Origin of the sequence: Pseudomonas sp. B21-032, from assembly GCF_024748965.1 — a bacterium.
GTDB lineage: Bacteria > Pseudomonadota > Gammaproteobacteria > Pseudomonadales > Pseudomonadaceae > Aquipseudomonas.
The window spans coordinates 2,402,775-2,415,245 of record NZ_CP087180.1 but is presented as its reverse complement, the minus strand read 5'-3'; the positions used below and the strand labels follow the sequence as shown (position 1 = coordinate 2,415,245).

Annotated in this window: 10 protein-coding genes; 4 read left to right on the top strand and 6 right to left on the bottom strand. The window is 64.2% G+C overall.

The window, feature by feature from the left end:
• Positions 1 to 9: 9 nt before the first annotated feature.
• Positions 10 to 834, bottom strand: coding sequence for a bifunctional 2-polyprenyl-6-hydroxyphenol methylase/3-demethylubiquinol 3-O-methyltransferase UbiG (locus tag LOY54_RS11125; RefSeq protein ID WP_258597471.1), 825 nt, complete (start codon positions 832 to 834; stop codon positions 10 to 12).
• A gap of 98 nt (positions 835 to 932) precedes the next feature.
• On the opposite strand from LOY54_RS11125, the gene LOY54_RS11120 reads away from it, so the two are divergent.
• Positions 933 to 1,325: a VOC family protein gene (locus LOY54_RS11120; RefSeq protein ID WP_045196649.1), complete on the top strand. Its 393-nt coding sequence runs from the start codon at positions 933 to 935 to the stop codon at positions 1,323 to 1,325.
• Between the two features lie 9 nt (positions 1,326 to 1,334).
• Here LOY54_RS11120 and LOY54_RS11115 read toward each other — a convergent pair whose 3' ends face one another.
• The 5 genes from LOY54_RS11115 to LOY54_RS11095 form a co-directional block, all read right to left on the bottom strand.
• A complete protein-coding gene (locus LOY54_RS11115) occupies positions 1,335 to 3,428 on the bottom strand; it encodes a TonB-dependent siderophore receptor (protein WP_258610405.1) in 2,094 nt (697 codons plus the stop codon).
• Positions 3,429 to 3,531: 103 nt separating this feature from the next.
• Positions 3,532 to 4,479: a p-hydroxyphenylacetate 3-hydroxylase reductase component gene (locus tag LOY54_RS11110; RefSeq protein ID WP_258610404.1), complete on the bottom strand. Its 948-nt coding sequence runs from the start codon at positions 4,477 to 4,479 to the stop codon at positions 3,532 to 3,534.
• Positions 4,480 to 4,537: 58 nt separating this feature from the next.
• On the bottom strand, positions 4,538 to 5,707 hold the full coding sequence (locus LOY54_RS11105) for a p-hydroxyphenylacetate 3-hydroxylase oxygenase component (protein ID WP_093384089.1): 1,170 nt from the start codon (positions 5,705 to 5,707) through the stop codon (positions 4,538 to 4,540).
• A 218-nt stretch (positions 5,708 to 5,925) separates the two neighbouring features.
• Positions 5,926 to 7,338 carry a DOPA decarboxylase gene (locus tag LOY54_RS11100; RefSeq protein ID WP_045196638.1) on the bottom strand — a complete coding sequence of 471 codons (1,413 nt, stop codon included), beginning with the start codon at positions 7,336 to 7,338 and terminating at the stop codon, positions 5,926 to 5,928.
• Positions 7,339 to 7,422: 84 nt separating this feature from the next.
• On the bottom strand, positions 7,423 to 8,367 hold the full coding sequence (locus LOY54_RS11095) for a LysR family transcriptional regulator (protein ID WP_258610403.1): 945 nt from the start codon (positions 8,365 to 8,367) through the stop codon (positions 7,423 to 7,425).
• A gap of 159 nt (positions 8,368 to 8,526) precedes the next feature.
• Between LOY54_RS11095 and LOY54_RS11090 the strand changes: the two genes are divergently transcribed.
• The 3 genes from LOY54_RS11090 to LOY54_RS11080 all read left to right on the top strand — a co-directional run bounded on the left by LOY54_RS11090 (position 8,527) and on the right by LOY54_RS11080 (position 12,414).
• Positions 8,527 to 10,014 carry an aldehyde dehydrogenase family protein gene (locus LOY54_RS11090; RefSeq protein WP_258610402.1) on the top strand — a complete coding sequence of 496 codons (1,488 nt, stop codon included), beginning with the start codon at positions 8,527 to 8,529 and terminating at the stop codon, positions 10,012 to 10,014.
• Between the two features lie 139 nt (positions 10,015 to 10,153).
• Positions 10,154 to 11,587 carry a cytosine permease gene (locus LOY54_RS11085; protein WP_258610401.1) on the top strand — a complete coding sequence of 478 codons (1,434 nt, stop codon included), beginning with the start codon at positions 10,154 to 10,156 and terminating at the stop codon, positions 11,585 to 11,587.
• A complete protein-coding gene (locus LOY54_RS11080) occupies positions 11,584 to 12,414 on the top strand; it encodes a nitrilase family protein (protein WP_258610400.1) in 831 nt (276 codons plus the stop codon). The genes LOY54_RS11085 and LOY54_RS11080 overlap by 4 nt, the downstream gene beginning before the upstream one ends.
• Positions 12,415 to 12,471 lie beyond the last annotated feature (57 nt).

Genomic DNA, 12,471 nt, shown 5'->3' with positions numbered 1-12,471 from the left:
TCAACACCCCTACCCCTGCTTGACCGCCTGCAAGGTATAACTCAACGGCAAGCGCCAGCGATCCTTGTCCAGCGACCACTCGCCGCCTTCGTCCTTGCTCATCTGCCCTGGCAGCGCCTCCCAGGGAATGCTGTCATGTTCTTCCAGTGCGGTAATCTGCAGCCCATGCTTGAGCAAGGCGCTGATGATCTCGCCCAGGCCATGGTTCCATTCGTGGGTTACCGTCTGCTCCAGCACCCCGTCGGTCTCGACATAGGTCTCGCCACTGTCCCACACCGTCGGCGCCTCGCGCTCGAAGTACGGGTACTCGATGACCAGCTTGTCCTGATGGTCCTCGTTCACCGCCAGCAGCATCGGATGACCCTCGCGCAGAAACAGTCGGCCACCAGGCTTGAGCAAAGCCGCCACGGTACGCGCCCAGCGCTCGATGCTCGGCAGCCAGATCAACGCGCCGATTCCGGTGTATACCAGGTCGAAGGCCGCGGCTGGCAGCACCTGGTCGGCGGCATAGACATCCGCCTCGACATAGTCGATCCGCGCTGCACAACGCTGCGCCAGGGCCCGCGCCTGGGCCAAGGACTGTGCAGAAAAGTCCAGCCCGCTGACCTCGGCGCCCAAGCGCGACAACGACAAGGTGTCGGTACCGATATGGCATTGCAGGTGCACCGCGCGCTGGCCGCGAATATCGCCCAGGCGCGGCAGGTCGAAACGCACCACTTCGGACAGGTGCGCGGGGTCGGCGACGAATGTTTCCACTTCGTAGTCGCCGGAGGCGGCATGCAGCGGCGCACGCTCATCCCAGTTGCGACGGTTGAGTTCGATCGGGTCGGTCATCTTGGCGCTCCTTTGCAGCCGCAACCTTAGCGGCGTACCCAAGGCCTGGGCAAGTGCTGTATAAACCGCCCACACCCTCCTCAATCAAGGATGCATTGATGAAACTCGGATACACCATCGTCTACGTCCCCGATGTCGCCGCCTCGCTGGCTTTCTTCGAGCAGGCCTTCGGCTTGAGCCGGCGCTTTCTCCATGAGTCCGGCGACTATGGCGAACTGGACACCGGCGCCACCACCCTCGCCTTTGCGTCATTGGCCCTGGGCAATAGTCACTTTGCCGGCGGCGTGCTGGCGGCCAGCGAATCGACAAAGCCATTGGGTATGGAGATTGCCCTGGTTACCGACGACGTTGCCAGCGCCCATGCCCGCGCCGTGGCGGCGGGCGCGGTGGCGCTGAAGGCCCCCGAAGCCAAGCCCTGGGGGCAAACCTTGTCGTATGTGCGCTGCCCCGATGGCACCCTGGTGGAGCTGTGCACGCCGGTTGGCATCTGATCGCAGGCGTTACAGCGCCAGGCTCAGGCTGACCATCAAGTTGCGCGGCTCCCCCGGCATGTTCCACGCTGCGTTGTAGCCGCGCTCGTAGTACTTGCGATCGAACAGGTTGTTCAGGTTCAGGCCCACCGTGGCCTGTTCGCTGACTTTGTAATGGGCCAGCAGGTCGACCGTGCTGTAGCTGGGTAAACGAAAGCTGCTGCCGGCCTGGCCGGAACGCTCGCCGACGTAGTTGGCTGCAGCGCCAATGTCCGAGCCAAGCAATGGTCCGCTCTGAAACTCATACACCGCCATCAGGCTGCCGCTATGTTGCGGGATGCCCAGCAAGTCGCTGCCCTTGGGCAAGGCGGCATCGCCTTTGGTCACTTCGGCATCGATATAGGCATAGGCGCCGATCACCCGCAGCGCTTCGCTCAACTGGCCGCTGAACTGCAGGTCGAGCCCCTGGCTGCGCGCCTTGCCGGCGGCGATGCTGTCGCCGAAGGCATCGGTGGTGATGACGTTTTCCTTGTCGATCTGGAACAGCGCGACAGTCGCCCCCAGGCGGCTGTCGAACAGGTCCAGCTTGAGCCCGGTTTCATAGCCCAGGCCCTTTTCCGGTTTGTAGATCTGGCCCTGGGTGCCGATGCTGTTGGGCTTGAACGAGGTCGAGGCATTGGCGAATACCCCGACTTCAGGTGTGAGCTGGTACAGCAGACCCACGCGCGGGGTGGCGACGTCCTTTTCCTGAGTGTTGCTGACGCGCGTGGAGCGGTTCTGCGCGGTTTGTTCGATATGCTCCAGGCGTACGCCCACCAGAGCGCGCAAGCGCTCGGTAAAGGCGATCTGGTCCTGCAGGTTGAGCGCGTAGCTCTCGGTGCGCTCGAAAAAATCATTAGGGTTGATCAGCGCCGGTTTCGCCTGGCCATACACCGGGTTGTAGATGTCCAGGCCATAGCCGAGCGAAGTGGCGCTTTGCGGGTACTTCTGGCTGTTGCGGTAGTTCTCGTACTCAAGGCCCAGCAGGCTCTGGTGCTCCCAGCCGGCGAACTGGAACTGGCCGTGCAGTTCGGCCTGGGTGATGTTGTCGTTCCACTCGAAATCGCGCTCGCGGTAGAAGCGGCTGATGCTGGTGCCGACCACTCGCGACGGTTCCGAGCTGTTGCCCTTGAGCCGGCCCTGGGTGTAGTGGTTGGCCATGCGCAGCTTCCAACTGTCGTTGAGGTGGTGCTCCAGGGTCAGGTCGAGGGTCTGGTTGTCATTGCGGATGCGCCCGTCGTTGGGCTCGCCGAGAAAGGTCGAACGGCTGACCGAGCCCAGTTCGTTGTTGACCGCCGGGATGCCGCGGTCGAACACCGACTCGGTACGCGAGAACTCGGTGTCGATCGACAGCAGGGTCTCGGGGCTCAACTGCCAGCTCAGCGACGGGCTGACAATTCGCCGCTCACTGCCAACGTAATCGCGAAAGCTGCCGTTGTCCTCCACCGCCATATTGACCCGCGACAACACCCGGCCGTCTTCGCTGAGCGGCGTGTTGACGTCCAGGCTGCTGCGGTAACGGTCCCAACTGCCGGCGCTGGCCTTGAACCGAGTGAAGGCTTCGGCTTGCGGACGCTTGGTGACGATGTTCACCAGCCCGCCGGGGTCGCCGCGCCCGTACAGACTGGCGGCCGGGCCCTTGAGCACTTCGATGCGCTCGATGTTGGAGGTGTCGGGAGCGCTGTAGCTGCCGCGGTTGACGGCAAAGCCGTTCTTGTACAGCTCGCCGGTGGTGAAGCCACGCACGCTGTAGTTGAGGAAGGTCAGGCCGCCGAAGTTGTTCTGCCGGCTGACCCCGCCGGCAAAGTCCAGGGCGCGGTCAATGCGCGTGCTGTTGAGGTCCTCGAGCACCTGGCTGGGCACCACGGCGATACTTTGCGGGGTGTCGCGGATGTCAGTGTCGGTCTTGGTCGCGGTGCCCGAACGAGTTGCACGATAGCCCTGCACCGGGCCGCTCGCGCTTTCTTCATAGTGGCGTTCGTTGACGTTGAGGGCGTCGAGCAACACGGTATCGGCAACGGCAGCTGGCAAAGCGAGCAGCGAGGCGGACAGGCCGAGGGATAACCTTCCTACGGGGTAGTTCATGAGGGCTCCTTAAAATTATGTAATAACATAACAATTTAAGAAGAAAGATAAAAGCAGCACAGCGCAAGCCCCTGTAGGAGCGGGCTTGCCCCGCGATCACCCCTCAACAGCTACGAATCACCGCCTGCAACACGGTCTTGAAGGACGCGATCTGTTCTTCGCTGAATTGCCCGAACACCTTGTCCTGCTGCTCGCGGGCGATGCTCCACAGGCCTTCGGTCTGGTCGATACCGGCAATGGTCAGGCGCACATGCCCGGCCGCTTCGCTGTCGCACACCAGGCCCTTGCGCTTGAGGTTGGCCACTGCCTCGTCGATTTCCCGCGCCGGCATCGCCACTTCGCGCTGCAGGTCGGCAAGGTTCAGCCCGGCGTCGTTCTCCAGCACCATAAGCATCCGTGCCTCGCTGGTTCGCAGGCCGCTGGACAATTGCCGTGGCTGATAGCTGCCCTGGTAGGCGCGCAGGGCCTGGGTCATCAGGTAGTACAGGTTATGGCTCAGGCGCCCCTGGAAGTGGCTGCTCGGCGGCTGACCTTCTTCGCGGCGGGTCATGCGCGTGTGTGGCAGCACCATGGAATAGGCGCCCTGGTGATAGAGCAACGGCGAGCGGCCGCAGTCATCGAAGGCCACCACCTTGCCGAGCATGATCCAGTGATCGCCACCGTCGAGTAGCTGCTGGGTTTCGCACTGAAAGCACGCCGAGCAATCGGCGAGGATCGGCGCCCCGCCCTCGCCTGCCTGGTAGCTGATACCGGCAAAACGATCATCCTTGGGCTTGGCGAAGTTGTTGGACAGGTCGATCTGGTCGGCGGCGAGGATGTTCACGGCAAAATGGCTGGCCGCCTCGAACACCGCCAGGCTGCTCGAGCGTTTGTCCAGGCTCCAGAGAATCAGCGGCGGGTCGAGGGATACCGAGTTGAAGCTGTTGGCAGTGACGCCGACCAGGTTGCCCTGGGGATCGGCGGCGGTGACCACGGTGACGCCGGTGGCGAAGTTGCCCAGGGCACGGCGAAAGGCGCGGCTGTCGAAGGCCGATGCGGTTGCGGTAGACATGCAAGACTCCCCGGCTGCCGTGCGCGGCAGCCGTCATTGTTGTTATTGGCGAGGCCTATCAGACCATGCTTGGATCAGGTTCCAGGCCCATCAGCTCGCGGCCGAGAATCTGCGCGCAAACGTCGTAGTCGGTGTAGGCATGGGCGCCGGTCATGTGCGCATCGCGCCACAGCCGCTGCATTTCGTTGCTGTCGAACCAGGCAGTGCCGCCAGCGGCTTCGAATAGACGATCGACCGCCTGGATGCACATTTTCACCGCGTAGCCCTGGTTGGTGCGCCAGAACGCCAGGGTCTCGCGCGTCGGGTACTGGTGACGTTCGCTGTGCTCGGCGTGTTCCTGCCAGGTTTTTTCCAGAAATGCGCGAGCGGCGGCAACCTGATGGGTGGACTCGGCCAGGCGCATCAGCGCGGGTGTGGCGGCGCCGACATTGACCCCGGTATAGGCACGCACACGGTTCTTGGTCTTTTCGCGGAAGGCTTCGAGCATGCGCTCGGCAATACCGAGGCTGACGGTCGAGAAGCCGCTGGCGAAATATGGCCGGTACGGCGAGTAGAACACCTTGCTGTCCGGATACAGGCCAAAGCCTGCCGACTTGCCTTCCATCATGTCCTTGGCTTTCTGGATGCGGTGCTCGGGGACGAACACCTTGTCGATCACCAGGGTCTTGGTGCCGCTACCCCTCATGCCGGCGGCGAACCAGTCGTCGCGAATCTCGTAGTCGCTGCGCGGCAGCACGGCAAAGCAGTAGTCCTGGGTGCCTTCGGCATTGGCCCGACGGCAGCCGACAATCGCCCACTCGGCATGGTCACTGCCGCTGCTCCAGCCCATCTCGCCGCTGAACAGCAAGCCGCCCTCGACCTCCTCGACCTTGCCGAACGGGGCGATACTGCTGCTGGCGGTGGCGTCGGGGTTGTCGCCCCAGATCTCCTCCTGCAGCTTGGCCGGGAACATCGCCAACTGATGGCTGTGGGTGCACAGCAGGCTCATGGCCCAGGCGGTGCTGGCGCAAGCGCCGGCAAGCAAGGCGATGCAGTCGGCAAATTGCGGCAGGGAGATTTCCAGGCCGCCGTAGGGCTTGGGCAAAAAGGCACGGTGCAGGCCGATGCTTTTCAGCAGGGCGATGTTTTCGGCCGGGACTTTGCGGTCCTGCTCGGCACGGGCGGCGTTGGCGGCGATGGCAGGCAAAATCGAACGAAGGTCTTCGAGCAGCGGGTTTGGCTTTTTCATGAGGGGCCCTGCTTATTATTGGATGTCCGCCAGGGCCTGCGAAGTGGCAGGTGGCGGCGGATGCAGGGGCCAGTATGGGAGGCTTGGCTCAGGGGGAAAATGCAACTTCCATAGGCAAGATTGTACTTTTCATAGGATGTTAAAAGCATCGCGGGGCAAGCCCGCTCCCACAGCGAACACCCTCAATTCTGTGGGAGCGGGCTTGACCCGCGATAAATTCACCCCGCCACGACGTTCTGCAAATTGCGCCAAAGCTCAGCCACATGCTCACGCTCGGTCGGCAACGCCCCCACCGACACCCGCACCATCCAGCGGCCATGCAAGGTCGCCGGAGTGACGTAGGCTACCCCCGAGGCATTGAGCTGATCCGCCCAGCGCCGGGTATGTGCATCCAGCGCCTCACCCTGCAGGCCCTCACCTCGATGGCGAATGCACAAGGTCTGCAGCTGTACCGGCGCCAGCAACTCCCAGCCCTCGGCCCCGCGCACCTGCTCGGCCAGCCACTGGGCGTTGTCCAGGTCGCGGCGCAAGCGCTGTTGCAGGTTCTCGATGCCCTCGCTGCGCAGCATGAACCACAGCTTCAGGGCACGGAACCGCCGCCCCAGCGGGATACCCCAGTCGCGCAGGTTCTTGACCTTGCTGTCGACCGCCGACTGCAGGTAGCTGGGGTTGGTGCTCATGACCCGGATCAGGTGCTGCGGATCACGCACGAAGTACAGCGAGCAATCGAAAGCCACACCGAGCCATTTGTGCGCATTGACCACAATCGAGTCGGCCTGCTCGATGCCGTCCCACATCCAGCGGCATTCCGGCAGGATCATCGCCGAACCCGCCATGGCCGAGTCCACGTGCAGCCACAAGCCATGTTCGCGGGCGATCTGGCCGATCGGTTGCAGCGGGTCGAGTGCGGTGGTTGCCGTGGTGCCGGTGGTAGCCACCACCGCGCAGGGTTGCAGGCCGTCGGCCAGGTCCTGTTCGATGGCTGCGGCCAGCGCTTGCGGGCGCATGGCGAAGTCGTCGTCGGTGTCGATGTAGCGGATGTTGTCCTTGCCAAAGCCTGCCAGCAGCGCGGCCTTGTCTACCGAGCTGTGGGCCTGGGCGCTGGTGTAGATCATCAGCGGCTTGCCCTGCCCCTGTAGGCCGCCCTTGGCCAGGGCGTAGTCGCTGCTGCGCTCGCGGGCGCTGATCAAGGCGACCAGGGTGCTGGTGGACGCGGTGTCCTGGATCACCCCGCTCCACTGCGCCGACAAACCGACCATCTGCCGCAGCCAGTCCACGGTGGTTTCTTCCAGCTCGCTCAGGGCCGGGCTCGATTGCCACGACAGGCCGAGCACGCCAAGGCCGGTGCTGAGAAAATCGCCAAGCACCGACGACAAGGTGCCGTTGGAGGGGAAGTAGCCGAAAAAGTCCGGGTGCTGCCAGTGCGACAGGCCGGGCATCAGCAACTGGTCTACGTCCTTGAGAATGTTCTCGAACGGCTCACCCTGAACCGGCGCCGAGCCGGGCAAGGCCGCCTTGAGGTAACCGGGCTCGACCTGGGCCATCACCGGCAGTTCGCCGACACCCTGGCGGTAGTCGGCGATCAGGTCGATCAGTTGGTGGCCATGTTTGCGAAATTCTTCCGGGCTCATGCAGCGGCTCCTGTTATTGGCGGTAAGTGGGCCTGAGTCTAGGCCCTGGCTGGCCGCCAAAAAACGCCGCCCGGCGCATAGCTGCTATGGCGAATGCGCATGGCCGCCGTGCACGCCGAACTGCGACTGCTGCCACTGCTCGAACACCAGGTTGCGCAACCAGCGGTGCTCGGCCGAGCCGTGCAGGCGCTGGTGCCAGACCACCCAGTAGCGCTGGCTGTGCTCGACAAACGCCAACGGCCGCCAGGTCAGTGGATGCAGGCGGCTGAGCTGGCGGGCAATGTGCTCGGGTACGGTGACCAGCGCCTGGCTGCTGCCGACCACCTGCACCGCCGCCGAGTAGAACGGCACCTGCAGGCTGATGCGCCGGCTCAGGCCCTGCTCACGCAGGTGGCGGTCGATAAAGCTGTCCTTGTCGCCACCGCCGGAAATGCGCACATGGTTCCAGGCCCGGTAATCGTCCTGGCTCAGTTCGGTTTTTGCCGCCAACGGGTGCTCGCGATGCATCAGGCACACCGCGCGGTCTTCACCGAGCATGCGCCCATGCAGGTTGGCCGGAGCATCGTCGAACAGCGTGGTAGCCAGGTCGACTTCGCCGCTGGCGAGCACTTCATACTGCCCCGGCTGCCAGGTGCGGTACTCGATCGACACCCCCGGCGCTTCGCGCTCCAGGGTGCTGACCAGCAGCGGCAGCATGTGTTCGGCGATGTAGTCCGAGGCCGCCAGGCAAAAACGTCGCTCGCAGCGCTTGGGCTCGAAGGCCTGCGGTTGGCGCAAGGCCTCAAGCTCGGCCAGCACCTGGCCCAGCGGCAGCAGCAGGCTTTCGCCGCGTTCACTCAAGACATAGCCGCGGCCCTGGCGCACCAGCAGCGGGTCGTCAAAGGCTTCGCGCATATGTGCCAGCTGGCGGCTGAGCACCGACTGGCTGCTGCCCAGGCGCTCGGCGGCATGGCTGAGGTTCTTCAGCTGCAGCATGGTCTGCAACGCGCGCAGGTGGGCGATGCTCAGGGAGGCGAAAATCGGGTTCAAGGGGCGCTCCTGCACAGGCGGATGCCGCAGCCTAAGGCCAAACCTTGCAGATTACAAAGCGCCTGGCAGGCCGGTGCATGGCCGGCGGCAGGCTCAGTCAAGCCACTGCCGGGGCGCTGCGCTAGGGTCGGGGCTTTGCTTTCCCTTGAGGTTCGTCCCATGAGCAACATCAGCCTTTTGCCCCAGGTGCGCGTTTTTTTGCAACGCGAGCACAGCAGCTTTATCGACGGTCGCCAGCAGCCACAGGCCGATGCCCGCTACCTGGAGGTGATCGACCCGGCCAGTGACCAGGTCATCAGCCGCGTGGCCGAAGCCACCGCGCAGACCATCGACGATGCCGTCGCCTCCTCGCGCCGTGGCTTTGCGCAATGGTCACAAACCGCCCCCGCCGTGCGTGCCAGCGTGCTGCTCAGGCTTGCCGACCTGATCGAGCAACACCGCGAAGAACTGGCACAGCTGGAGACTTGCCAGTCGGGCAAGCTGATCACCCTTTCGCGCAATTTCGAGGTCGATCAGGCCGCGCATTTCTTGCGCTACTACGCCGGCTGGGCGACCAAGCTCAGCGGCCAGACCCTCACCCCGTCGCTGCCCTCGTTCAACGGCGAGCGCTACACCGCCTTTACCCTGCGCGAGCCAGTCGGCGTGGTGGTGGGCATCGTGCCGTGGAATTTCTCGACCATGATCGCCTTGTGGAAGCTCGGTTCGGCACTGGTGACCGGTTGCAGCATCATCATCAAGCCCAGCGAATTCACCCCGCTGACCATCCTGCGCATTGCCGAACTTGCCATCGACGCCGGCCTGCCCGCAGGCGCACTGAACGTGGTGACCGGCGCCGGCCTGGCCGGCAAGGCGCTGATCGAGCACCCGGGCACCGACAAGGTCTCGTTCACCGGCTCCGTGCCCACTGGCCTGGCCGTCGGCCAAAGCGCCATGGCCGCCAACCTGACCCGCGCCACCCTGGAGCTGGGCGGCAAGAATGCGGCCGGGTTCCTGCGCGACGTACCACTGCACACGGCGGTGGACGGCATCATCGAAGCGGGCTTTTTGCACGCCGGGCAGATCTGCGCGGCAGCCGAGCGCTTTTATCTGCATCGCTCGCAGATCGAGGCGGTGACCGGGGCCTTGAGCGAGCGCCTGGCACAGCTGAAGATCGGCTCACCGCTGGATGAAACCAGCGAATTCGGCCCGGTCAGCAACAAGCAACACCAGGCCAAGCTCGGCGCGCTGTTTGCCAAGGCGCGCAGCGAGGGCAGCCAGATCATCCATGGCGGGCGTTTGCTCGAAGGCCCGGGCTGCTACGTCGAGCCGACGGTGATCCTGGCCGGCTCGGTCAACGACAGCCTGCTCAACGAGGAGACCTTCGGGCCGGTGGCGACCTTCTTGCCGTATGACGATGAAGAGCAACTGATCGCGCTGATGAACGCCAGCCCCTATGGCCTCAGCGCCAGCCTGTGGACCAACGACTTGAGCAAGGCCTTGCGCCTGGTGCCGCAGGTGCAGGCCGGTACGGTGTGGGTGAACATGCATACCCTGCTCGACCCGGCCGTGCCGTTTGGCGGGGTAAAGGCTTCAGGCATAGGCCGTGAATTTGGCGGGGCGTTTATCGAGGATTACACCGAGCTGAAGTCGGTGATGATTCGCTACTGACACTGCCCGCGATGGGCTGCGCCGCAGCCCATTACTTCTGAATTCCATGAAGTAATTTTTTGATACCAACGATTCCCCTCACCCACCGTCTGTCGGACCATCGGCCAGTTACCCCATAAAAACAACACGAGGTACTGCCGTGGACAACGCCAACAAGGCGGGGGCTGCACGCCCGCGCATCGAGGTTCGCTCAATCGACTATGTGCCGCGCAGCGAGCGCCACGGCAAGGTCTGGCACCAGGCGCCGTTCTGGTTCACCGGCAACTTCGTGCTCACCACCATGATCACAGGCTTCACCGGCCCGGCCCTGGGCCTCGGGGCGCTGTACTCGATCCTGGCGATCGTGCTCGGGGTGTGCTTTGGCACCTTCTTCATGGCCTTTCACGCCAACCAGGGCCCACGTATGGGCCTGCCGCAGATGATCCAGTCGCGCGCCCAGTTCGGCCTCAAGGGCGCCATCGTGCCGTTTGCCGCCGTGGTCTTCGTCTACATCGGTTTCAACGTCTTCAACGTGATCCTCGCCACCGATGCGATAAACACCGTGCTGCCCGGCCAACGCACGCCCTGGTACCTGGGCCTGATCGTCATCGCCGTGCTGCTGGCGGTGGTCGGCCACGACTTGCTGCATACCGTGCAGCGCTGGCTGACCTACGTGATGATCCTGGTGTTCGGCGTGCTCACCGTCAGCGCCCTGCTGACCCTGCAGGCCGACGCCGCCCTGCAGGATCCGCAGTTCTCGTGGGGCGCATTCTTGGTGCAACTGTCGGCGGCCGCCGGTTACCAGATCAGCTATTCGGTGTACGTCTCCGACTACTCGCGCTACCTGCCCCACGACACGCCGACGGCGAAAGTGGTGTTCTGGACCTACCTGGGCGCGGCCGGCTCGGCCCTGTGGCTGATGTCCCTCGGTGCCTTTCTCGCCTCGGCCTTGCCAGCGCCTGACGCCATCGCCAGTGTGCGCGAAGTGGGCAACCAGTTCCTGCCGGGCCTGGGCACCTTCACTGTGCTGATCTCGGTACCGGCGCTGGTGGGCATCATGGCGGTCAACTGCTACGGCGCCATGCTCACCAGCATCAGCGCCATCGACTGCTTCAAGCAGGTCACGCCGTCGCTGAAGATCCGCGTGGCCGGCATCAGCGTGATTGCCACCATCGTCTTTATCGTCGCCCTGGCCATCCCCGAGAGCTACCTGGGCAGCTTCAACACCTTCGTGCTGCTGATGCTGTACTTCCTGGTGCCGTGGACCGCGGTCAACCTGGTGGACTTCTACTGTGTGCGCAAGGGCCACTACGTGATCAGCGAAATCTTCAACCCCGACGGCATCTACGGTGCCTGGGGCAAGCCCGGGCTGATCGCCTACGGCCTGGGTTTGCTGGCGATGGTGCCGTTCATGGCCTTGAGCTTTTACACCGGCCCCGCAGCCGCCGCGCTGGGTGGTGCCGACATTGCTTTTGTCATTGGTCTGCTGGTCACCGGCAGCCTCTACGCCCTGCTCTGCCGCTCGCTCGACCTGCCCGGCGAACAACGCCTGGCGGCAGCCAGCGAGCGCCAGCTTGAGGAAGCCCACGCATGAGTCCAACCCTGATCCAGGTCGCTTGCTGCCAATTGGCGCCGCAGGTCGGCGAACTTAAATACAACCGCGAGCGCGCCCTGCAGGCGATCCGCAGCGCCGCCGGGCAAGGCGCCCAGGTGGTGGTGCTGCCGGAGCTGGTGCAAAGCGGCTATGTGTTCGCCGACCGCAACGAAGCCCTGAGCCTGGCCGAAACCCCCAACGGCGAAACCCTGCGCCAGTGGGCAGCGCTGGCGGCGGAGCTGGACATCGTCATCGTCGGCGGCTTTTGCGAGCGCACCGAGCGCGACGAGTTGTACAACAGCGCCGCCCTGGTCGATGCCGACGGCGTGCGCGCGGTGTACCGCAAGGCGCATTTGTGGAACGACGAAAAGCGCATCTTCAGCGCCGGTGGGCAACCGCCGCCGGTGATCGATACGCGCTTCGGACGCATTGCGGTGATGATCTGCTACGACCTGGAATTTCCCGAGTGGGTGCGCTTGCCGGCGCTGGCCGGGGCCGAACTGCTGTGCGCGCCGGTGAACTGGCCGGACGGCCCGCGACCGCTCGGCGAGCGGCCCGCGGAAGTGGTACGGGTTCAGGCCAATGCTTCGGTCAACCGCTTGTACATCGCCGCCTGTGACCGCAACGGCCATGAGCGCGAAGTGGATTGGGTCGGTGGCTCGGTGATTGTCGATGCCAACGGCTACCCGCTGGCCGGGCCGCTGCATGAAGCGCCGGCCGGCACGCAAATCATCCACGCCCGCCTCGACCTGAGCGAGGCGCGGGACAAGCGCATCAGTGCCTTGAACGATGTGCACCGGGATCGCCAGCCGGTGTTGTACGACTGATTTTTCTGGCGGCTGTGCAGCCACGCCCTAAACCCGTGCAAAGCCACTAGAATAGGC